Below are 23,715 nucleotides of genomic sequence, written 5' to 3' on the forward strand. Positions count from 1 at the left end.
AAATGGGGGAGAGAATGAAAAAGCTAGATTTGAGCCTTAGTATCATCGTGCCGTGCTTTAATGAGGAGGCAAATGTCAATTTGTTTTACACCACACTTCTAAAAGTGCTAGGCGAATCTCCCAAAGATTCGGCAGATTCCGCTAAATCTAGCAGTTTAAAAAGCCAAGATTCTACAGATTCCAAAAGAGCGGATTCCGCAGATTCTATAAGCCAAGATTCCATAGAATCCGCCCTTTTAGCAAAAATCGCAACAGATTCTCAAAAAGCCAAAAAGCCCAAACGCCCCAAATTAAATCTCCTAAAAAACTACGAAATTATCTTTGTAGACGACGGCAGCACGGACAAAACGATAGATAAAATTAGGGCTTTGCAGAAAAAGGATAAAAATATCCGCCTAATTAAATTTAGCCGTAATTTTGGCAAGGAAGCCGCAATGCTTGCTGGATTGAAAGCGGCAAAAAATACGCTTAGTTTTATTATGGATTGCGACTTGCAAGACCCGCCGGAGCTACTTTGCACGATGATTGAAAAGTATATAAATAGCAATGGAGCCTTAAAAATAATCACAGCAAAGAGGAAGGATAGAAGTGGGGATTCTAAGCTTAGGGCGGTTTTTACAGAGATGTTTTACAAGGTGAATAATCTAATTTCGCCAATTAAGTTGCAATCAGGCGTGAGGGACTTTCGGCTGCTCCATAGGGACGCTCTCCAATCGATTTTATCGATGAATGAATATCATCGCTTTTCAAAGGCTATTTTTGAGTTTGTGGGCTTTCCAAAAGAGGTCGTTGAGTATGATTATATCGAGCGGAATGAGGGCGAATCCAAGTGGAATTTTTGGAAGCTTTTTGTTTATGCTATTGGTGGCATTGTGAGCTTTTCGACGGTGCCGCTTAAGATTATCACTTATGTTGGGATTGTGATATTTGCTCTAAGCTCGTTGTATGGGGCTTGGACGATAATAAATACGCTTATTTTTGGTAATCCTGTGAAAGGGTATCCAAGTATCGTTACGCTCATTGCCTTTTTTGGGGGTTTGCAGATAATTTTGCTAGGCGTAATTGGCGAGTATATCGCTAGAATCTACGAGCAGAGCAAGGGGCGACCGCATTATTTTATCGAGTATGAGGATTGACAATGAATGAAAATGTGAGGAAAAAATCGGCGGATTTGGGGGATTCTGCAGATTTTACAGATTCCGTAGATTCTCTAAGAGGGCTAGATACGGCAGATTCTACAAACCGGCAAGATTCCACAAATCAGCTGGATTCCAAGCAAGATTCCATAAATTGTCCGGATTCTACAGATTCTAAAACCTCACATAATTCTACAGATTCGCACACAGATTCCAAGCGAGATTCCACAAATTCACACACAACCCACAAGAATCTAGCAAAAACCTCCGCTCCAGATTTGCTATTTCTAGCGATTTTAAGGCGATTTTATAAGGAAAATAAATTTGGTGTTCTTTTTGCATTTATAATCTATCTACTTGGCACTTTCTCCCTAATATTGGCAAATTTCAATTATATCGATGATATTGATAGAAGCATTTTTGGGACTTTTGGTTTTAATGTGTGGGATAGATATACTGCGAGTTTATTAAGCGGAATCTTGCGTTTGAATGCGGATTTTTTGCTAAATATTTTCCCATATAGCCTATTTATTAGCATTTTTCTCTTGAGTTTTGCTTCGATTGTTTTATTAAATGTAGTTGATTGGCGACTTAGAAAGTCTAAAATCGCTATTTTAGCTTCGACTGGATTGGGGCTTAGCCCATATTATTTGGAATGTTTATCTTATAAATTCGATTCCCCATTTATGGCGTTGGGTGTGCTAGCCAGCATATTTCCATTCCTTTTTATTCGCCATAAAAAGATATTTTTCATTATTTCTGTTTTTTGTATTTTAATTATGCTAACAAGCTATCAATCAAGTAGCGGAATCTACCTTATGCTCGTGCTATTCTTGAGTTTTAGAAGCCTTATTGGGGGGGGGCAGATTGGAAAAGCAAAAAATATATTTATTTATGGCTTTTTGTCCTATTTTGTGGCTGGGCTTATTTTCCTACTTGCCATTTATACGCCCATTCAAACATACGCAAATAACGAAATGCTTCCGCTTAAATATCTTTTTATTGGATTCTATAAGCATATAAATCAATATATAAATGTAATCTATGGTGATTTTAATGCGACTTATTTATCGCTTGTAGTAGGACTTGGAGTGATTTTTGTGGCAAAAAGCGTGTGGGAATCTAAGATAGTTTCGCCACATTTTAAGAATCTAGATTCTAAGATTCCAGCGAATCTAAATCCAGCGAGTTCCATAGCCAAAAGATTCTCCCAAAAAATCCCTATTTTATTTTTAAGCATTATTATTTTATTTGCCTTATTTATCGCTTCATTTGGGCTATATTTATTACTTGTATTGCCACATTACTATCCTCGCTCACTCATTGGATTTGGGGCATTTGTAAGCATTTTAGCGATTTATTCTATTAGCTTTAAAACAAAGATTTTAAAGATTTGCTCGATTATTATAATTCTAGGTTTCACACAATACAATCTCACCTTTGCAAATGCCTACGGAGAAGTTCTAAACGACCATAATGCTTATCAAAGATTCCGCTTTACCTTGCTATTTAATGATTTAGGGAAATTTTTAGATAATTCGCAATTGAACGATTTCAAATATTTTAATATTCGCATAAGTGGCAATGCTGGGGATTCCTCTAGTGTAGCTCTCCTAAAAGAACATTATCCATTGATGGAGCGATTAGTCCCTGTGGTGCAGAATAGTTGGAGCTGGAGCTATACTGCTTTGCTTCAATATGGCGTTTATGCACTAGAAGATAGGGATTGTGTTGTATATGAAAATAGTGCAAGAGCAGCAAATAAGATAGAATTGCTATCCAATACATATTTTCATAAAATAGAGCGATTTAAGATAGATAGGGAATTTAAGAATGGGGAAATGCGAAATGAGAAAACTTGCTATGTAACTACCTATAAAGACCTAAGCCTCCGCCCTATTCTTTTTAAGGAAAATTATCTCGCGATAACTAGAAAGATTAGAATTATTAAAGCTTTGGTGGTTATATGATGAGTTTTTATCCCTAATATTTTATTTTCTAATCCAAGAGATTCTACTAGTTTCCATTGGATTTAATCTATTGTATTTTTAAAATCCCTTAATACATCATTATACATTTCTATCATTTTATCAACACAAGATGAAAGGTCGTATGTTTGAGATATATTCTCATATTTTGCACTTAATTCCTGTAGATAAGATTGATTTTCTATAAAATAATCAATCTTTTTTGCCAAATCCCTCGCATCACCAGCTTCAAACAAACAATCATCATTTAGTGCAAATTGCTTTGTGGCAGACATTTTACTATTAGAGATAATAGGCACAATCCCATTTGAGATAGCCTCTAATGCAGCGATAGATTCTCCATCTACATCAGAAGTATGCACATATAAATCTGCATAAGAATATAATTTTGCCAACTCCAAATCACTTACAAATCCCAAATCAGCACCATGTGTAAGCTTTGCGGATAGTCGTTTATATTCTTCTTCTCTTGGACCTAATCCTTTTATATGAAGTTTTATATTTTTCTCATATTTACTTAGAAAAACTGCTTCTATTAAAATATCCTGCCTTTTTTCTTGCGTATATCGCCCAGTCATTATAATATGGAAAAAATTATCAATCTTTTGTTTTTTGAGCTTTTGTAGTTGCGGAGTAAATCCATTTGAAATGACATATAATTTTGCGTTGTAGCGATGTTTTATCAATTCATCTTTTATTAGTTTTGATGGGCAGTGAATATGCTTTACATACTTATATATACGATAGTGAAATAACCAAAATATAAATTGATGTATAAATGGGATTTTTGTCAAATGTGCGTTGTAGGTTATATTTTCAGGTTGTAAATGGAATCCCGACATATATGGAATCTTCATTTCCCTAGCAATTTTAACGCCTACAATCTCTAGTTTAAAAGGTAGGAAAAAATGCACCAAATCCGCCCCCTTAAACGCCTCTCTTAATGTTTTTTCATCTGCTTCCCCAAAATGCATATGTTGCTTGTGTGAGATATAAGTTACAAGCGGAATCCACCGCTCTTTTACCTCATAGAATCCATCACCTTTAACATAAGGTGCTACCACACGAACATTATGTCCTTTTATTTTAAGCATCTTTGCTAGATTATTAGCACTCACCGCCGTTCCATTACTTTTATCGATAAAACAATCCACAACTATAACTATTGTCAAATTAGACCCTTGAATTTTTTTGCTAATTCTACAATAATTTAATTTCTATATCATAGACAATCAACAACAATAATATAAAATGATGAACGAAATATTCACTAAAAACCTTATCTTTAGCACTATTGATGATTCGAAAAATAATGTAAAAATAATAGATAGGATAAGAATCTATCTTGATATTGGTGTTAATGTCATTGTGTGTGATAATCTAGATTCCATAAAAGCTATAAAGAAAATATTTCAACATATTATTATATTGCCAAGTAAGCATATCACTAATAAAAATGAATTAGAATTTTATTGCTCCAATGGTATTAAAATGGTATTTGTGGAAAAAAATACAAATGAATTGAAAGAGATTCTAAACCTTTGCAAAAAATTTAATATCGTGCCAATCTTGAGTATTTCGAATAATAGCGATATTGCCTTTATCACAACGCAAGTGCATTTACAAAATGCCATTATTGCGATTGATGGTAAAAATATACACGATAGCTTTATATTAAAAATGCAAATTCCGCCACAGATTAAAACTATTTTAAAAAATGATATACATTCACTAAATGATGCTTATATAGCTACAAGTCTTGGATTTAGCGGAATCTTTTGCGATAATATCCTAGATATTGGAGCAGGAAAGTTTATAAATTTATTATATCTTGCATTTAAAAGTGCGAAAAATGATACTTTCTACTATAAACTTTATAGTAGATTGGCTAAAGATTCTAAGATTATAAATGTATATTTGGGTGAAAAAAATATCAGTATTGATGAGATTATTAGATTATGTGAAATAGATATTGACATTATCTCTTTTGATTTTAATAATACGAATATAAAATATCTTAAAAATATATTAAAAACTATAAATATTATAAATAAAAATATACTAAAAATTGGCATCGTTCAAGATGACAAAAAACTTTTTCATATACAAAGAAATTTCCAAAATAATGGGCTTTTAGATGCTCTAGAGATTGCAGATTTAAAGATGTTTCAAAGAATCAAAAAAGTAACTTTTGCTTTTTACCTAAAAGGCAGTATTCCTGTGATGATTACACAAAAAGAAAAATTATTATAAAAATAATTATTGTTAAAAAAATTAAGTAGCTTAAGAGATTCTAAAAGATATAATCTTAAAATATTTTTTATGGAGTTTAGATGATAAAACTAAGAGATGCATTAAATCTAGATGAAGACACATTAAAACAAATAAAAACTGAATTAATAACAAAAATCAAAGATTCCAATCTAAATGCCTATATAATAGACGAAGTATCACTTGATATAAATAAGAGCGGAATCCCAATCCTAATCAAAGATAATATCAATGTCAAAGGCTGGGAAATAACCGCCGGAAGTGCTATTTTACAAGGCTACAAATCCCCATATAACGCAACCGCGATAAATAATCTAATTAAAAATAATCTAGCCCCCTTCGGTAGGGCAAATATGGACGAGTTTGCGATGGGAAGCACGACTGAGAGCAGTTTCTATGGGGCTACGCTAAATCCGCGAGACACTTCAAGGGTGCCCGGTGGGAGCAGTGGCGGAAGTGCCGCGGCAGTCGCAGGGGGAATCGCACTCGCTGCACTTGGAAGCGACACAGGTGGCTCGATAAGGCAGCCGGCTGGATATTGCGGCTGCGTGGGATTGAAGCCCACTTATGGGAGCGTAAGTCGATATGGGCTAATCGCCTATAGCTCAAGCCTAGACCAAATCGGTCCAATCACGCAAGATGTGCGAGATTCCGCCCTATTGTTTGACTTTATTAAAGGCTTTGATAAGCTAGATTCTACGAGTAGAAATATCGATTTGGGCGAGACATTTAAGAGCCTAAATCCAAAGCGAAAATTTAGGGTGGGAATCCTAAAAGATTCCCTAAAAGAGGCAAATAGCGAGATTGCCGATGCGTATTTTGCCCTCTCTCAAAAGCTAGAAAATCTAGGGCATAGCATAAAAGAAATTAGTATGCTTGATACGAATTACCACATTTCAGCGTATTATATAACTTCGATGGCGGAGGCAAGCTCGAATCTAGCCAGATTCGATGGCATTCGCTATGGGAATCGAGCGGAGAATCCAAAGAACTTGAAAGATTTATATATCCAAACTCGCACAAAGGGCTTTAGAGAGGAGGTGAAGCGGAGGATTTTAATTGGGAATTTTGTGTTATCCAGCGGATATTATGATGCGTATTACTTGAAAGCCCAGCGTGTGCGGGACTTCATCGCATTCCAATATAGCGAGATGTTTAAAAATGTAGATATCATCTTAAGCCCAATAGCCCCAAATATCGCCCCCAAAATCGGGGAGAATCTAAGCCCATTAGAGATGTATCTAAGCGATATTTACACCATTGGAGTAAATCTCGCTGGGCTTCCGGGGATTTGCATTCCAGTGGCACAAAGCAGGGAAAATCTCCCAATTGGAATGCAATTTATTGGGAATCATTTTAGGGAGCAAGATGTGCTAGATATCGCACTAAATGTAGAATCTAATATTTAATATTTAAGGAGAAATGAAATGCAAAAAATTAGAAAAGCTTTAACTTTCGAAGATATTTTACTAATCCCCGCATATTCCGAAGTTTTACCAAAAGAAGTCAATGTAAATAGCAAACTTACCAAAAATATTTCTCTTAATTCCCCATTTGTAAGTGCAGCGATGGATACAGTAACAGAGCATAGAACAGCAATATCTATGGCGAGAATGGGGGGAATTGGCATAATCCATAAAAATATGGACACAGCCTCGCAAATCAAAGAGGTCAAAAAGGTCAAAAAAAGCGAAAGTGGCGTTATAAACGACCCCATTTATATACAAGCAGATAGAACATTAGCAGATGCAAAATTAATCACTGATAATTATAAAATTAGCGGTGTGCCTGTGGTCGATAACTATGGGAAACTCATTGGAATCCTAACAAATAGGGATACAAGATTTGAAAATGACCTAAGTAAGCTAGTTGGTGATGTTATGACAAAAGTGCCATTAATAACCGCAAAGGAAAATACAAGCCTAGAAGAGGCAAAAAATATTATGCACTTACACAAGATAGAAAAACTTCCCATTGTGAATGATGATAATATATTAAAAGGTTTAATCACCATAAAAGACATACAAAAAAGAATAGAATATCCAAACTCAAATAAAGATGATTTTGGAAGACTTAGAGTGGGGGCTGCTATCGGAGTTTTAGAGATAGATAGAGCAAGGGCATTAGTAGAAGCTGGGGTTGATGTAATTGTGCTAGATTCCGCACACGGACACTCAAAGAATATCCTAAAAACTATCGAGCTAATAAAACAGCAATTAAGTATTGATATAATCGTTGGCAATGTCGTTACAAAACAAGCCACAAAGGATTTGATAAATGCAGGAGCAGACGCAGTAAAAGTGGGAATTGGTCCGGGTAGCATTTGCACTACTAGGATTGTTGCGGGTGTAGGAATGCCACAAATATCGGCGATTATGGAATGTGCGGCAGAAGCAAAAAAACATAATATTCCTATTATCGCTGATGGTGGAATAAAATACTCTGGCGATGTGGCGAAAGCAATCGCACTTGGGGCAAGCTCGGTTATGATAGGAAGCTTACTTGCTGGTTGTGAAGAATCTCCGGGCGATTTAGTGATATTTCAAGGCAGACAATATAAAAGCTATCGTGGAATGGGAAGTATCGCAGCAATGACTGCTGGAAGTAGTGATAGGTATTTCCAAGATGGAATAGCACAAGATAAACTAGTCCCTGAGGGCATTGAGGGGAGAGTTCCTTATCGTGGCAAAATAGGTGATATTATATTTCAACTTGAAGGTGGTCTTAGAAGCTCTATGGGATATTTAGGGGCAGAAGATATTCCAAATCTTTGGGAAAAAGTAGAATTTGTAGAAATTACAAGTGCTGGTTTAAGAGAATCTCATGTCCACGATGTGGATATTACTAAAGAAGCTCCAAATTATCACGGATGAAAATAGAATCCCACATAGCTCATTTTACAAATCCACTATATCTACAAAGTGGGAGGATTCTAGAGCCTTATGATATTGCCTATGCTACTTATGGTGAATTAAATGAAGATAAAAGTAATTGCATATTAGTATGCCACGCATTAAGTGGCTCTCAATATTGTGCTGGAGAAGTGAATGATAAAAGGGGTTGGTGGGATAATCTAATAGGAGAAAATAAAGCAATTGATACAAATAAATACTATGTAATTTGCACTAATTCACTTGGAAGTGCATTTGGCTCAACTTCTCCAATAAGCCAAATGTATCCCACAACAAAACATTATCGCTTAAAATTTCCTGTAATTACCATATTTGATATGATAAAAGCACAAAGGATTCTGCTAAATTCACTAAATATTACTAAGCTTCACGCAATTATTGGTGGCTCTATGGGTGGAATGCAAACGCTTAGCTTTGCTATTATGTATCCTAATATTGCAAATAGATTTATAGCATTAAGCACAACACACGCAACAAGCCCTTTTGTAATAGCATTTAATAAGATTATGAGTGAAGCTATAAGGAACGACCCAAATTTTGATAATGGAAATTATGATTTGACCTATAAACCAATCTTAAATGGCTTAAAAGTGGCTAGAATGACGGGATTCTTACAATATATAACAAAAAATACAATGCAGAAAAAATTCGGTAGAAACTATGTTAATCACGATGGACTTTTTGAGCTTTTTGGAAGATTCGAGATTGAGCGATATTTGGAATATAATGGAGATAATTTTGCTAATACATTTGACCCGATGTGCTTATTGTATTTATTAAAAGCAATTAGCATTTATGATTTATCATATGGATTTATCGACCTTTGCGATGCATTAAAACATATAAAAAATAAACTTTATTTGATTAGCTTTAGTGGCGATAATATGTTTTTCACAGAAGAAATGCAAGAAATAAAAAACACTATGGATAAAGCAGGAAATGGAAGCTTATGCTCTCATTATATTGTAGAGAGCGATTATGGGCACGATAGCTTTCTTGTAGAATGTAATAAATATGCCGATTATTTACAACATATATTAAAGTAAAATCAAGGAATTATAATGGATTTTGAAGATAGAATAAAAAGGATAAAGGAAATACTAGATTCCCTAAATAACGCAGATTTAAGCCTAAAAGATGGAATGGAATTATACAAAGAGGGGATAAAAGAGATAAGCGAAGCACAGAAAATGCTTGAAGAAGCCAAGATTCTCTATAATGAGATAAAAGATTCCACAAAAGAAACTAATATAAAATCAGTAGATAAATCGCATCAAGAAGGTAATTAATTATGAAAATCATCATTTCACAATTTGAAAATATAAAACCAAATAGCAAGATTTTTAGCAAATATATAACAAACTCTATTAAAAAACACAAAATAGATATGGTAGTTATTGGCGAGTATGTAAGCAATCTATTTTTTAAACAATATAACTCAAAAAAAGATAGCCTAAAAGATGAGTTTAAAGCACAGGAAGCATATTTCAAACATCTTGCAACGACAAACAATACAACGATAGTCGTGCCAATAATCGAATGTAAAAATAATAAATTCTTTAAAAGTATAATGATTGCGAATCCTAAAAAAACTACATTTTATCAATCGCAAAAACTAATGAATATGGAGCATTGGAATGAAAGGGATTTTTTTGATAATGATTTAAAAAGCAAAGAGCCTATAGTATTTAAAATAGCTGGATTTAATGTTAGTGTATTATTTGGATTTGAGGCACATTTTGATGAATTTTGGATTAAGCTAAAAAATAAAAATGTTGATGTTGTTATCGTGCCTACCGCAAGCACTTTTAATTCAAATGCAAGATGGGCTAGATTATTACAAACAAGAAGTTTTTTAAATAATTGTTTTGTAGTTAGGGTAAATAAAATAGGAAAATATATAGAAAATAATGTTATTTGGGAATTTTATGGGAACTCTTTTATTGCTTTACCTAATGGAAATATTGGCGATATGCTAGGAGATAAAGAAGGGATTTTAGTAAGTGAGCTTAAAAAAAATATGCTCGATGATGCTAGAAATGATTGGGGATTTAGGTGATTTAACTTTTTTTAAAAAGAAGTATGATAGAATCCCCAACTTAAAAAATATTTAATTAAAATTTGATTTACTAAAACTTTTATAACCTAATAATCTTTCACAAGGAAACCACGATGCCTAAATCTAATGAAACAAAAGTAAAATCTACAATGGAGCAATTAGAAAGCTTATTTAAAGAACAAAGTGATTTTGTAGCTTATGAAGAAATAGCTTCTATTCTTAAAAAACCTGCAACTGCAACCCAAATTAAAAAGATTAAAGAATTTGCCAAAAAATATAAAAAAACATTTGTTAGCTCTTCTGAATTAGCCAAAAAATTAAATTATGAGGAAAAAATACTAGCAAAAGAAAATAAACAAAAACAGATTAATGAGAATCTCGAAGATGAATTTGATTTTGCCAAAGAAAGGGAGACTTTAGAATGGAGTAGAAGTGATAGTCCTGTTAGAATGTATTTGCGTGAGATGGGGCAGATTCAACTCCTTACTAAAGAGGAAGAAAAAGAGCTTGGAAAAAACATAGAGGATGGAGAAAATATAATAATTGATGCCATTTGCTCCGTTCCATACCTAATGGATTTCATTTATAATTATAGAGATGCATTGATAAATAGGGAAAGACGAGTTAAAGAATTATTTAAAAATTTTGAAGATAAAGATGATAAAGATTCCTTTGATGAAGAAAATGAGGACGGAGAGGATGGAGAGGAACAAGAAAAAAAATCTTCAAAAGATAGCGAAAGGGTAAAAGCTGTAATAGCCGCATTTAAGGAATTAGACAAAGCCAAAAAAGAACGATTAAAAGTGCTTGAAATCGTGCCAGAAGACCCAAATGATTTGGGATATATTTTACTTTTAGCACATAAAAAAGAGGTTTTAAAAGAGAAATTAATCGCATTAGGACCAACTAGCAAACTTATTACAGAGATTGTAAAAATTATGGAAAATGTCCTAAAGGGTGATGAAAGCTTTGATAAAGAAATGAAGCGATTGGAATATAAACTTCCGCTATTTAATGAAGCATTGATTGAAAATCATAAAAAAATTCTATCGAATATACTAAATATGTCTAAAGCAGATATTGCAGCATCAGTCCCAGAAACAACGATGGTAAGCACTTATGTGGAGATTAAAAAACTACTCCAAACAAAAGAAGCATCAAAAGAGAGTTTTAATCTTGACCCAGAAAAATTAAAAGAAATCTTGGAGCAGATAAAACGAGGAAAGTTAATTGTAGATAAAGCAAAAAATAAAATGGCAAAAAGCAACCTAAGGCTTGTTGTATCAAATGCTAAAAAATACACAAATAGGGGACTCCCATTTTTGGATTTAATCCAAGAAGGCAATATTGGGTTAATGAAAGCGGTAGATAAATTTGAATATAAAAGAGATTATAAATTTTCAACTTATGCTACTTGGTGGATAAAACAAGCTATAAGTAGAGCGATAGCAGACCAAGCAAGAACTATTAGAATCCCTATTCATATGATTGATACAGTAAATAAAATCAATAAAACACAAAGAGATTATATTCAAAAGCATGGGAAAGAGCCTGATATAGAATATATCGCAAAAGAGGTTTCATTACCAACAGATAAGATTAAAAATGTTATAAAAATGACAAAAGAACCTATAAGCCTTGATGCACCTATAGGAAATGATGAAGATGGAAAATATGGGGATTTTGTAGAGGATAAAAATACCATTGGACCAATGGAGCAGGTTTTAAAAGAGGATTTGAGGGGACAAATTGATGATGTTTTATTGCAGTTAAATGAACGCGAAAGAGCTGTGATTAAGATGAGATTCGGACTCTTAGATGATGAAAGCGATAGAACACTAGAGGAAATAGGCAAGGAATTAAATGTTACACGAGAGCGAGTTAGACAGATAGAATCTAGTGCTATAAAAAAATTAAAACACCCTAGAGTAGGAAAAAATCTTAAAAAATATATAGAAGATTGACTTTATACCTTAAAAATTTAAGTAAAGCAAAGATATAATTCCATTATCTTAAAATAAAAGGGGAAAATATGGAATATATAAGCAATATTATGAAGTTAGTTAAGGAAAAGTATCCAATTCAGCACGAGTTTCATCAAGCAGTAAGAGAAGTTGTGGAATCCTTAGAGCCAATTCTAAAAAAATATAAAAAATATGAGGCAAATGCCATTTTAGAGCGATTGGTAATTCCAGATAGAGAAATATATTTTCGTGTAACTTGGGTCGATGATAAAGGCAAGATTCAAGTAAATAGGGCTTGTAGAGTTGAGTTTAATTCCGCTATTGGTCCATATAAAGGTGGGCTTAGATTCCACCCAAGTGTGAATCCGGGTATTATTAAATTCTTGGGATTCGAACAAATCTTTAAAAATGCATTAACTACACTTGCTATGGGTGGCGGAAAAGGTGGAAGCGACTTTGACCCAAAAGGCAAAAGCGATGGTGAAATAATGAGATTCTGCCAAGCATTTATGAATGAATTATATCGCCACATTGGTGCAAATACAGATGTCCCAGCTGGAGATATAGGCGTAGGCGGTAGGGAAATTGGATACCTTTATGGACAATATAGAAAACTAACAAATAGAGTCGAGGGTGTTTTAACAGGAAAAGCACTAAATTGGGGCGGAAGCTTGGTTAGAACGGAAGCTACAGGATATGGTTGTGTGTATTTCGCACAAGAAATGTTAAAAGAAAAGAAAGAAGACCTAGAGGGCAAGATTTGCACTGTTTCTGGAAGTGGAAATGTGGCAATATACACTATAGAAAAACTCCAACAATTAGGTGCTATTCCTGTAACAATAAGCGATTCTAAAGGTATGATTTATGATAAAAGTGGAATTGATTTAGCATTATTAAAAGAAGTAAAAGAAATAAAAAGAGCGAGTTTAGAGGAATATGCAAAAGCAAAAAAATCTGCTAAATACACTCCAATATCAAAATATAAAAAAGATACAAATCCAGTATGGCACATCCCTTGTTTTGCAGCATTCCCAAGTGCTACACAAAATGAGCTGAATCTAAATGATGCAAAAGCATTGCTTCAAAATGGTTGTAAATGCGTAAGCGAGGGGGCAAATATGCCTTCTACTATTGATGCCGTTCATGAATTTATCAAAGCTAAAATCTGCTATGGACCGGGCAAAGCAGCAAATGCAGGCGGTGTTTCTGTGAGTGGCTTGGAAATGGCACAAAATGCAAGTATGACTCCTTGGACTTTTGAATATACTGATAAAAGATTACATCAAATTATGGAGGATATATTCAATAATGCAAATGAAACTGCAAAAGAATTTGGAGCAAAAGGGAATCTTGTAGTTGGTGCGAATATTGCCGGATTTAGAAAAGTGGCAGATTCTATGATTGACCAAGGGGTATTATAAAAAAATTGTAAGATATTAATCTTTGGAATTCCAAAGATTAATATTGCTTCATAAAGGTTTAAGTTTGAAGTATGTTTTTATTTTTTTAATAGCTATTGTATTTAGTGCTTGTATAAAGAATCCAAGTGTAGAAGAGACAAATCTATCGCCAACACTTAAGATAAATAGTATTCAAATAAGCGGAATAGGATTGGATTCCATAGATTTAGATATAAGCATAAATATAAAAAATCCATATCCTATTGATATTAATTTAAAAGATATAATGGTAAATGTTTATTATCAAGATAGGATTATAAACTCCAATAATATAACAGGAGATATAAAACTAAAATCATTTGTTTCAAGTGATATTAAGTTAGATTCTGCATTAAGCACGATAGATTTAGCAAAGATTATAAAAGACTACACAAGCGTAGAATATCTACCTTTTAAGATTGAAGTTGCTTTTACACTGCCTTTACCAAAAAATATACTAGGTAATTATCAACTAAAAGATTCTATAGTATTAAATATCCCTACAATAAATCCTCAATTTACCTTAAAAAGTATGGAGTTTCAACCACCATTGAATATAAAAAGTGTATTTAATATAAAAAACAATACAGAGAAAAATTTTACGATTGATGATATATACTACAATATAAATCTAAATGATAAAAGTTTTAATGGAATAGCAGCAAGCGTAAAAAATGATGATGGTAGTTTTGATATTATATTAGATGACTTGAATTTATTCTCTATTGGAGTAAATGCACTAAAAGATATAACAAACATTGAATTAGAAATTAAAACTAATATCCAATTAGATGGGATTCCATATAAAATACCATTAGATTTTAAAAAGAAATTTTAAAAATAACTTTCTAATTATTAAGATAATATTTAAAATATACTAAAATTTGCTTATCTTTTAAGGATATTTAATATTTTAGGAGTTGAAATGAAAACTACACTAACCACTTTGCAAAAGAAAAAAGGCAAGGAGAAAATCGCCGTTATCACCGCATATGACGCACTTTTCGCTTCGATTTTTGATGGCGAGGTGGATATGATTTTAGTGGGCGATAGCCTATCTATGAGCTTTGGGGGGCATAAAGATACGATTCCACTGAGCTTTGACGATATGCTATATCATACAAAAGCCGTTCGGCGGGGCGTTAAGGAATCTTTTCTAATCGCTGATATGCCTTTTGGCTCGTATAACACGACTGATGAGGCACTCAAAAACGCCACGAGGTTATATAAAGAGGGCGGTGCGGACGCCATAAAAATCGAGGTGGGAGAAAGCAAGATTGAGATGGTAGAAAAGCTCGTGGATAACGGCATTGCAGTTATGCCACACATTGGGCTTAAGCCGCAGTTTTACCGCTTCGAGGGCGGATATAAGATTAAGGGGAAAAGCCAAAATGAGGCAGAGGAAATGCTCTCCTTAGCTTTGGAGCTGGAGAAAAGCGGGGCATTTGGATTCCTAATTGAAGGGACTAAAAAGGAAGTGGCGGAGAATCTAACCAATAAATTATCCGCCTTTACGATTGGCATTGGAAGTGGCGTAGGGTGCGACGGGCAGGTCTTAGTGTGGAGCGATGCATTTGGATTCTTCGATGAATTCACGCCAAAGTTTGTCCGTAAATATCTAAATGGCAAGGAGCTATTAAAAGACGCCATTCGTGCGTATGCGAGGGACATAAAAGAGGGTAAATTCCCAAATGACAATGAAAGCTATTAGAGAAAGTGGAAAATGGAGCGATTAGTAGAGATTGAAAAAATCGAGTTCGAGGAAAAGGAGGAAAGCTCCCTTCGCCCCGCAAGATTTAGCGATTACATCGGGCAGGAGAGCATTAAGAAAAATCTCCATATCTCCATAAATGCCGCCAAAAAAAGGGCTGAGTCGCTAGACCATATCTTGCTTTTTGGTCCGCCGGGGCTTGGGAAAACCACTCTGGCGTATATTATCGCAAATGAAATGGAGAGCAATATCAAGGTTACTTCCGCCCCGATGATTGAGAAAAGTGGCGATTTAGCGGCGATTTTGACTAATCTTAGCAAGGGCGATATTCTATTTATCGATGAGATTCACCGCCTTTCAAGCCATATCGAGGAGATTTTATACTCGGCGATGGAGGATTTTAGGCTTGATATAATTATTGGCTCTGGACCCGCGGCACAAACTATAAAGATAAATATCGAGGAATTCACGCTAATTGGGGCGACTACACGCGCTGGAATGCTATCAAATCCTTTGCGGGATAGATTTGGCATAATCTTTCGAATGCAGTTTTATAGCATTGATGAGCTGTCCCACATCATCGCACTTGCTTCAAAAAAGCTAAATAAAATCTGTTCGCTAGAATCCACACAAGAAATCGCCAAAAGGTCGCGTGGGACGCCACGCGTGGCTTTAAGATTGCTAAAGCGAATTAGGGATTTTGCGGAGTTTCATAATGAAAGTGAAATATCGCTAGAGCGGACTATTGAGGCGCTAAATGAGCTTGGGGTCGATGAGCGGGGCTTTGATGAGCTGGACTTGGCGTTTTTAAAGCTTTTAGTGGAGTATTCCCCAAAGGCGATTGGGCTAAATACCATTGCTGCGGCATTAAGCGAAGATGAACGCACGATAGAGGACATAATCGAGCCGTATTTATTGTCAAATGGCTACATCGAGCGAACCGCAAAAGGGCGAATTGCCACTAGAAAATCCCACGAATTACTTGGGATTCCACTTAATAGCCTATTTTGATATTTTGCTAAAGATTTTAGATTTATGCTTAAAATTCGCTTAAATTACTACTTTAAGAATCGTAAATTTTGTAGAATCTAAAAAGCCTAAAATCCAAATTTATACATTAAAGAATCTAAAATATAAAGATTCCCAAGATTCAGCGAATCTATAATACCCGCAGAATCCAAGCTATAACGAGAATCTAGTTTTATAAATCGCCAAAGATTTAGTAGATTCAAAGAATCTAAATGGGAATCTAAATCGCCAAATATTCCCAAGATTCCGCGACTTCGTGGAATCTAGATTCGCAAACTACCAAAAATCCATATAAAGATTCATAAACGCCTAAGATTTAGTAGATTCTAAGAATCTAAATAAAAACCCAAACTCTAAGGAATTCTTAAGATTCTATCGCTTATCCCAAAAATATATACTTACAGCGTGAAGTCCCTTGCCATCGATATTTTTGCAATGCCCTTTTGCTTTGGTTTTAAAAATCGCTACATTGCTGGAATCTTTTGCTAGTTTTTCTAATGCTTCTACTTCGCAATATTCTTCGGCGATTTTCTTGCCAGTTAGTGCCATTTTTGCCCTATTTTGCTTTATCATTTTAGAATCTGCGTCAAATTTTTTACTTTCATATTCTAATATTTCTTTTCCCTCGATTATTCTACCACCATTTTCTTTGGCAAATTTCTCTGCCTCTGCCCTCGTGCTAAAGGCAAATTCGCTCTCACTAGTCATTGCACTTTTTTTGGAGCTACCAATTACATAGAATAAATCTGTAATACTTCTAAACTCGCCACTTACATTATCAAAGCCCTTATATTTGCTTATATCCATTGATTTCCCACTTTTTTCAAACGCACAATGAAGTGAGCAGGTGTGAGATTCATCGCCGTGATTTGCTTCGCCATCTATTAGCTCATGAGAGCTTTTTTTGTGATGTTCTAGGTTCATACCGCATATCTCGCAAAACTCCGCCCCAAAGGCAAAGCTAAAGCCAAAAATCGCCGCAAATACCATAAATACCAACTTTTTCATAATTCTCCTTAATTTTTGTTTTTTGCTAGATTAGATTCTAGCATTTTAAAAAGAAATCTTGGGATTTGATTTAAAAAAATAGATTCGCTTAAAATAAAGATTCTTTTAATAATTAAAAATTTTAAATTATAATTTTTATATCTACCCCTTTGTGCTGTGTGGCTCTATTATTTATAATTTTTGGCATAGGAAATGAGAGGAGCTAAAGCCTTTTTACAGAAAGTTACGCCCCGCTTGTTTTATGGGAAACTTTACTAAAGCTCGTTTTATGGGAAGCTAACACTTTGTGAATCTTAAAGAAAAGATTCTTAGCCTAAATTAAAAAAATAGATTCGCTTAAGAAATCTTTACCAAAAATTTTATCTTTTCTTTTCTATTTCCACCCACTGCATATTTTGCCAATTTTACATTTAAGAGTCCTAAACCACTAAAATCTAACTTAAGCGACTAGAAATTCAGCACAAATAAACCAAAAAGCGATAAATACAAAATTGCAATATTCGCTATATAGTATTTTTTAAAGTTGTTTTGTGTAATATAAAGTTCTTAAAATTTAGCACAATATTTCAAAGGATATTTATAAAAATAAAATCAAACAAAAACTATATGATTTACTTGGAATCTCAAATGAAAATCTATTTTAATAAAAAGCAAGGAAGTGGTATTTGAAACCAAAATATTTCTTTTGGATTATATTTCTAATAACTTTTTATTGGATTTTGCAATTATATAAACCATTTTTGATGAATTTTGTAATAGCCTTATTGCTTTGTGTTGCTACATTTGGGCTTAAAAAAATAATCGATAGATATATAAAATACAATCTCATTTCATCTTTCTTAACATTAGTTATATTTTTAGGTGTGTTTATCGTCCCGCTTATATTAGTCGGTAATGAAATGGTAAAAGAGATTGCAAATATTGATATTTTAAAACTATCAAATTTTATCAATGAATTAAAAGCTAAATCCATAGTAATATTAGAACAGTTTCCCTCCACAATCCAAGAAAGACTAGTAAATGCACTAAAATCTATAAATATAAACACCCTAATAAGCCACGCTATGAATTTTAGCGGTATCGTAGGTAAGGCTGGAGTTAGATTTATCACTGATTTAGTGTTTATCTTAATCTTTTTATATCTATTTTATTATTATGGTATATTTTTGAAAAATTACATTGTTGATATTATCCCATTTGACAAACAAAATAGCAATGAAATCCTAAGTGAAGTTAGCGGAGTGCTTAGGGTTGTATTTTTCACCACAATAATATCAATGATACTTCAAGGTTTAAGCTTTGGAATTGTTGCATATATTTTTGGATTCAGCGGAATCTTATTTGGTGTGTTATATGGATTAGCATCTATTATTCCAGTTGTTGGCGGAGCTTTGGTTTGGGTGCCTGTGGGATTATACATATATTGGACGGGGGATTTAAAGGGTGCTATTTTCATATCGATTTATTCCCTAGTTTTTATTGGTATGGTAATTGATAATGTAATAAAACCAATAATAATAAGCGTTGTAAATAGAATCCTACTAAAAAATCCTGTTGATATTAATGAGATGATAATATTTATAGCGATTTTAGCAGGACTTGCAAGCTTTGGATTCTGGGGGATTATCATTGGACCTACGATGAGTGCGTTTTTTATAGCATTACTTAGAATGTATAAAGATAAATTTAAAAATGGAGAATAAAATGCTAAATTTCATAGAGGTTAAAAACCCTAGATTGCTAAAGATTGTAAGTGAACTTGCAAATAAGATTTGGAATGAGTATTATAAACCGATGCTTGGGGATTTTCAAGTGCGATATATGCTGGAATCTATCCATAATATTGAAAGCATAAATAAAGAGATAAATGATGGCTATAAATACTTTCTATTACAAAAAAATGACCAAAATATTGGCTATCTAAGCTTTGTAAAACGAAGTGAAACAAAATGCACAAATAATAGAATCTGCGATATTAAAGAAATGGGCGAAAATGATATATTTTTGCATAAATTATATATTTTAAAGCAATTTCGTGGACTTGGCATAGGAAAGGCAGTATTGGAATATATCATAAAGCACTCTAAAGATTCCGCCCAAATATGGCTAATGGTAAATAAACATAATAAAAGTGCCATAGATGCGTATGAAAGGCTTGGATTCTACCGCAAAGATAATATGCAAATCGACATTGGCAAGGGTTATATAATCAATGAAGTTGTAATGGCAAGGGAACTACAACAATATCAAGTATCATAAAATTTATTTTAGCGAGGGTGGCATCAAAAAAATACTTTTATTATTTTTTGTTAATTTCTGTTTTATAAATGCTTTAGATTTAATGTTACTTAGTGAATATGATAAAAATTTTATTAAGCAAGAGGGTTTGGAAAATTTCCTTATTAGTGAAAAGCTAGATGGCATTAGAGCATTTTGGGATGGGAAAAATCTATATTCAAGGAATGGCAACAAGCTAAATCCACCACAATGGTTTATAAAAGATTTTCCGCCATTTAGTATTGATGGTGAATTGTGGCATAAAAGGGATAGTTTCTCATATGCTGTTAAGATTATCAATACCGATGAAAATAAGATTCTATGGAATGATTTAAGATTCTACATCTTTGATGTGCCAAGTGAATTATATGGGTTATTAAATCGCTTGAAGATTCTAGAATCTTATTTGCAAAATCACCCAAATAAATATATAAAGATTATTCCACAAATGGATATTAATAGCTTTGATGAGCTAGATTCTAGGCTTGATTTAATCACAAATGCTAAAGGCGAGGGATTAGTATTAAGACATAAGAACAAGCCATATATCAAAGGACGAAGTAAATATGATTTGAAACTCAAAAAATTCCTAAGTGCTGATTGCAAGGTTGTAGGATATACGCAAGGCAAGGGGAAATTTATAAATAAGGTTGGGAGTATTATTTGCAAAGATAAGATAATGGAATTTAAGATTGGTAGCGGTTTAAGTGATGATTTTAGGGAGAATCCTCCTCCCATTGGAAGCATTGTTGAATATAAATATAGTGGCAAAACCACAAATAATATTCCTAGATTTCCGATATTCCTACGAATTAAAGAATAGCTTGTAAAATGATAGTTAAATAATTTTGATAGAATCTAAAATAAAGCGGAGTTTAAAATGAAAGAAAATATAGTTTTGCAGATTGGAGCTGGTGGCGTAGGTGGCGTGGTGGCACATAAAATGGCGATGAATAGAGATGTGTTCTCTCGCATTATCCTAGCTTCTCGCACATTAAAAAAATGCCAAGAAATCGCCGAATCTATCGCCCAAAAAGGCTTTGGCGAAATCGAATGCGACAAAGTCAATGCCGATAATGTCGATGAAATCGTGGCTCTAATAGAAAAATACAAGCCAAAAGTCGTGGTAAATGTCGCCCTGCCCTACCAAGATTTAGCTATTATGGAGGCGTGTTTAAGGACAAAAACGCATTATTTGGATACCGCAAACTACGAGCATCCAGATTCCGCACACTTTGAGTATAAGGAGCAGTGGGCGTATGATGACCGTTTCAAAAAGGCTGGAATCTTCGCTCTTTTGGGAAGTGGCTTTGACCCGGGCGTTACGAATGTATTCTGTGCCTACGCCTTAAAGCATTATTTTGATAGCATAGAATCTATTGATATTTTAGATTGTAATGCAGGCGACCACGGCTACGCATTTGCGACGAATTTCAACCCAGAGATAAATTTGCGCGAGGTTAGCTCTAAGGCTAGATTTTGGGTGAAGGATTCTTCGAGCCACTGGGTGTTTAACTTCGATTTATCAAGGGATAAATTCTATAATAAATTTGATAGAAAGGATAAGCATTTCGCACTAAATGCCAACACACAAGAACTTAAAAATGAGCCTTATTTTGGCGGTGAGTGGCGAGATGTAGCCCCACTGGCGTTGATGAAAGATTGGGAATACCCTGAGGTTGGGAGTAAAAGTAGCTATTTGCTTTATCACGAGGAGCTAGAATCGCTGGTTAGAAATATTAAAGGATTGAAACGAATCCGCTTTTTTATGACCTTTGGAGAATCTTACTTGACGCATATGAAATGCCTTGAGAATGTGGGGCTTTTGAGGGTCGATGAAGTCGAGCATAATGGAGCTAAAATTATCCCAATCCAAGTGCTAAAGACGCTTCTACCAGACCCAGCGAGCCTTGCTTCTCGCACTAAGGGGAAAACAAATATCGGCTGCTTTATAAAAGGTCGCAAAGGTGGAGCTGAGCGGATAATCTATATTTACAATGTCTGTAACCACGAGGATTGCTATAAGGAAGTGGGAGCGCAAGCCGTGAGCTACACGACTGGCGTGCCTGCGATGATTGGTGCGAAGCTAATCTGCGAGGGGAAATGGGGCGTTGGGAATGCGAAGATTCCAAATAATGCTGATAATAGCGATATGCCACAAGGCGGGGAAAATCAAGGGGTAGATTCCGCGAATGGGGCTGGTGTGTGGAATATGGAGCAGAATGACCCAGATTATTTTATGGAGGAGCTAAATAAGCAAGGCTTAAGCTGGAATGTCCTTGAGATAAATGACAAAGGTGAAATTTGTGAAAATAACTAATGTGAATAAAAAATAAATAGAAAGTTAATAAAATATATATTACAATATAATCCAAAGTAGAACTTCTAAAGGAGTTATCAATGAGAAAAGCTTTTAGTATGATGGAGCTTGTATTTATTATCGTTATGCTAGGTGTAATGGCGGCAGTTGCTATTATGTATATCCCACAAACAGGCTTACAACAAGCAACAGACTATATGATACAAAATATAAAATATGCAAAATTATTAGCACAAACAGATGATAGATATTATGCTATGGGAGATAATAGCCTAACATCTTCTGTCAATCAAAGCACCCAAACACGATATTGGCAAGCTGGAATGTGGCAAGTGCAATTTCATATGTCTGGAGATAATATAGGATATAGCATATATGCCGATACCGGTAGAAGTGCAAGCACTACTAACTTTGATGGTCGCCCTATGGCTGGAGACTTAATAGCTAAAAGTCCACAAAATAAAGCTTGTTTAAGTGCATATTCAATGAGCAACCTACCAACCGAATGTGAAAATAATATAGCAAAAGAAGTTAGATTATATGAAACATACAATGTCTATTATGATAGTATTACTATACAAGAAGATTGTAAAGAAACTAATACAGCTAGAGTCTACTTTGATAATGAAGGGCTTCCTTATTGCGGTCCAGTTAATATATCCGGAACAACTGCAACACTTCCAAAAAGATTAACCACTGATGTAATAATAAAACTAAAGCGAAGAAATCAAACTGCTACGATTTGTATATCACCCGGTGGATTGATTTATGGCTCAAGCAATGGTTTGTGTGATAAGGATTAATTTTAATAAGATTCTAGATTATAATGATAAATATAAGCAAAATTAAAAATTTCGTATTTTTACTTATAGCTCTTATGTGTATTGCTGATTTGGCTTTTGCTCGTGATAATTATTATAGATTAGATGATTATGATAGCTCTTATGATAAGCTAGAAGATTCTCCACTGCCTCCAAGTAAAGATAAAGAGCTACACCCATCTTCCATCTACAAGCAAGAAAGACCTCCTAGAGTAGAGAAAACCCCCGATTACTCAAGGATAGAAATACAAAATAGCACACAAACATCAAATCGATTAGAAAATAGGAGAATATCATCTAAAAAAGGGTATTTGCTTTTAGGAATAAATGGTGGTTTAGATTTATATGCATATGATGCTAAAAGACAATTATCCTTAGAATTTATGGGGAAAATAGGCTATTTACACTATCTCAATCTAAATGCTTTTAGATTCTACTTTCAGGTTGGAGGAAGATTCCCACTAAATAATAACAACCCAAATGCACTAGCATTAAACTTTAATACGGATTTTTTACTCAATCTTAAGGTTTTTCATTTTTATATTGGCGGTGGATATGGTGGGGAATATTATTTTTCACAAAAATATTTTTCACACGGATTTAATGTCAATCTAGGAATTAGCAAATCACTAGGAAATCATTTTATAGAATTTGGACTTGTGATACCATTCTATACGATGTATATTGACAATGTAATACTAAAAAATAATATTATATTTGTATTAGGATACAATTACAAAATTTAATAATTTTTAAACAAAACATTATAATTTATAGGAT

Annotated in this window: 21 protein-coding genes and 1 pseudogene; 19 read left to right on the forward strand and 3 right to left on the reverse strand. The window is 33.9% G+C overall.

The window, feature by feature from the left end; genetic code table 11:
- Positions 1-14: 14 nt before the first annotated feature.
- A complete protein-coding gene (locus CCY99_RS00355) occupies positions 15-1,136 on the forward strand; it encodes a glycosyltransferase family 2 protein (RefSeq protein ID WP_181646775.1) in 1,122 nt (373 codons plus the stop codon).
- Positions 1,137-1,138: 2 nt separating this feature from the next.
- Positions 1,139-3,106: a glucosyltransferase domain-containing protein gene (locus tag CCY99_RS00360; RefSeq protein WP_112059429.1), complete on the forward strand. Its 1,968-nt coding sequence runs from the start codon at positions 1,139-1,141 to the stop codon at positions 3,104-3,106.
- A 62-nt stretch (positions 3,107-3,168) separates the two neighbouring features.
- Here the strand turns inward: CCY99_RS00360 and CCY99_RS00365 are convergent, their stop codons facing one another.
- Entirely contained in the window at positions 3,169-4,296 is a 1,128-nt protein-coding gene (locus CCY99_RS00365) for a glycosyltransferase (protein ID WP_112059430.1), read from the reverse strand.
- A gap of 82 nt (positions 4,297-4,378) precedes the next feature.
- Here CCY99_RS00365 and CCY99_RS00370 point away from each other — a divergent pair, with 82 nt between their 5' ends.
- The 11 genes from CCY99_RS00370 (at position 4,379) to ruvB (ending at position 16,491) form a co-directional block, all read left to right on the forward strand.
- Entirely contained in the window at positions 4,379-5,377 is a 999-nt protein-coding gene (locus CCY99_RS00370) for a hypothetical protein (RefSeq protein ID WP_112059431.1), read from the forward strand.
- A gap of 80 nt (positions 5,378-5,457) precedes the next feature.
- Positions 5,458-6,804 (forward strand): Asp-tRNA(Asn)/Glu-tRNA(Gln) amidotransferase subunit GatA, encoded by a 1,347-nt coding sequence (gatA, locus tag CCY99_RS00375; protein ID WP_112059432.1) that lies wholly within the window; start codon positions 5,458-5,460, stop codon positions 6,802-6,804.
- Positions 6,805-6,822: 18 nt separating this feature from the next.
- Entirely contained in the window at positions 6,823-8,268 is a 1,446-nt protein-coding gene (guaB, locus tag CCY99_RS00380) for an IMP dehydrogenase (protein WP_112059433.1), read from the forward strand.
- Positions 8,265-9,353 carry a homoserine O-acetyltransferase gene (locus CCY99_RS00385; protein ID WP_112059434.1) on the forward strand — a complete coding sequence of 363 codons (1,089 nt, stop codon included), beginning with the start codon at positions 8,265-8,267 and terminating at the stop codon, positions 9,351-9,353. Before guaB ends, CCY99_RS00385 begins: the two co-directional genes overlap by 4 nt.
- A gap of 15 nt (positions 9,354-9,368) precedes the next feature.
- Positions 9,369-9,596, forward strand: coding sequence for an exodeoxyribonuclease VII small subunit (gene xseB, locus CCY99_RS00390; protein ID WP_112059435.1), 228 nt, complete (start codon positions 9,369-9,371; stop codon positions 9,594-9,596).
- 2 nt (positions 9,597-9,598) lie between these two features.
- On the forward strand, positions 9,599-10,366 hold the full coding sequence (locus tag CCY99_RS00395) for a carbon-nitrogen hydrolase family protein (RefSeq protein ID WP_112059436.1): 768 nt from the start codon (positions 9,599-9,601) through the stop codon (positions 10,364-10,366).
- A gap of 113 nt (positions 10,367-10,479) precedes the next feature.
- On the forward strand, positions 10,480-12,330 hold the full coding sequence (rpoD, locus tag CCY99_RS00400; protein WP_112059437.1) for an RNA polymerase sigma factor RpoD: 1,851 nt from the start codon (positions 10,480-10,482) through the stop codon (positions 12,328-12,330).
- A gap of 68 nt (positions 12,331-12,398) precedes the next feature.
- Positions 12,399-13,751 (forward strand): NADP-specific glutamate dehydrogenase, encoded by a 1,353-nt coding sequence (gdhA, locus tag CCY99_RS00405; RefSeq protein ID WP_112059438.1) that lies wholly within the window; start codon positions 12,399-12,401, stop codon positions 13,749-13,751.
- A 64-nt stretch (positions 13,752-13,815) separates the two neighbouring features.
- Complete coding sequence (locus tag CCY99_RS00410) at positions 13,816-14,607, forward strand: LEA type 2 family protein (RefSeq protein WP_112059439.1); 792 nt, start codon at positions 13,816-13,818, stop codon at positions 14,605-14,607.
- 87 nt (positions 14,608-14,694) lie between these two features.
- A complete protein-coding gene (gene panB, locus CCY99_RS00415) occupies positions 14,695-15,480 on the forward strand; it encodes a 3-methyl-2-oxobutanoate hydroxymethyltransferase (RefSeq protein WP_112059440.1) in 786 nt (261 codons plus the stop codon).
- Between the two features lie 12 nt (positions 15,481-15,492).
- The gene (gene ruvB / locus CCY99_RS00420) at positions 15,493-16,491 is read left to right on the forward strand and encodes a Holliday junction branch migration DNA helicase RuvB (RefSeq protein WP_112059441.1); all 999 of its coding nucleotides are present in this window, start codon (positions 15,493-15,495) and stop codon (positions 16,489-16,491) included.
- A gap of 86 nt (positions 16,492-16,577) precedes the next feature.
- Here the strand turns inward: ruvB and CCY99_RS09375 are convergent, their stop codons facing one another.
- Positions 16,578-16,751, reverse strand: coding sequence for a hypothetical protein (locus CCY99_RS09375; RefSeq protein ID WP_181646776.1), 174 nt, complete (start codon positions 16,749-16,751; stop codon positions 16,578-16,580).
- Positions 16,752-16,881: 130 nt separating this feature from the next.
- Entirely contained in the window at positions 16,882-17,517 is a 636-nt protein-coding gene (locus CCY99_RS00425) for a nitrous oxide reductase accessory protein NosL (RefSeq protein ID WP_112059442.1), read from the reverse strand.
- A 665-nt stretch (positions 17,518-18,182) separates the two neighbouring features.
- Between CCY99_RS00425 and CCY99_RS00430 the strand changes: the two genes are divergently transcribed.
- The 6 genes and pseudogenes from CCY99_RS00430 (at position 18,183) to CCY99_RS00455 (ending at position 23,681) form a co-directional block, all read left to right on the forward strand.
- Positions 18,183-19,220 carry an AI-2E family transporter gene (locus tag CCY99_RS00430; RefSeq protein WP_112059443.1) on the forward strand — a complete coding sequence of 346 codons (1,038 nt, stop codon included), beginning with the start codon at positions 18,183-18,185 and terminating at the stop codon, positions 19,218-19,220.
- 1 nt (position 19,221) lies between these two features.
- On the forward strand, positions 19,222-19,776 hold the full coding sequence (locus CCY99_RS00435) for a GNAT family N-acetyltransferase (RefSeq protein WP_181646777.1): 555 nt from the start codon (positions 19,222-19,224) through the stop codon (positions 19,774-19,776).
- Between the two features lie 64 nt (positions 19,777-19,840).
- Positions 19,841-20,617 (forward strand): DNA ligase, encoded by a 777-nt coding sequence (locus CCY99_RS00440; protein WP_258442921.1) that lies wholly within the window; start codon positions 19,841-19,843, stop codon positions 20,615-20,617.
- A gap of 57 nt (positions 20,618-20,674) precedes the next feature.
- Positions 20,675-21,901, forward strand: a pseudogene (locus CCY99_RS00445) (saccharopine dehydrogenase family protein); the annotation flags it as partial.
- Between the two features lie 293 nt (positions 21,902-22,194).
- Positions 22,195-22,917: a hypothetical protein gene (locus CCY99_RS00450; protein WP_112059447.1), complete on the forward strand. Its 723-nt coding sequence runs from the start codon at positions 22,195-22,197 to the stop codon at positions 22,915-22,917.
- Positions 22,918-22,940: 23 nt separating this feature from the next.
- Positions 22,941-23,681 carry a hypothetical protein gene (locus tag CCY99_RS00455; protein ID WP_112059448.1) on the forward strand — a complete coding sequence of 247 codons (741 nt, stop codon included), beginning with the start codon at positions 22,941-22,943 and terminating at the stop codon, positions 23,679-23,681.
- Positions 23,682-23,715: the final 34 nt, after the last annotated feature.

The organism is Helicobacter sp. 16-1353 (genome assembly GCF_003288815.1).
GTDB lineage: Bacteria > Campylobacterota > Campylobacteria > Campylobacterales > Helicobacteraceae > NHYM01.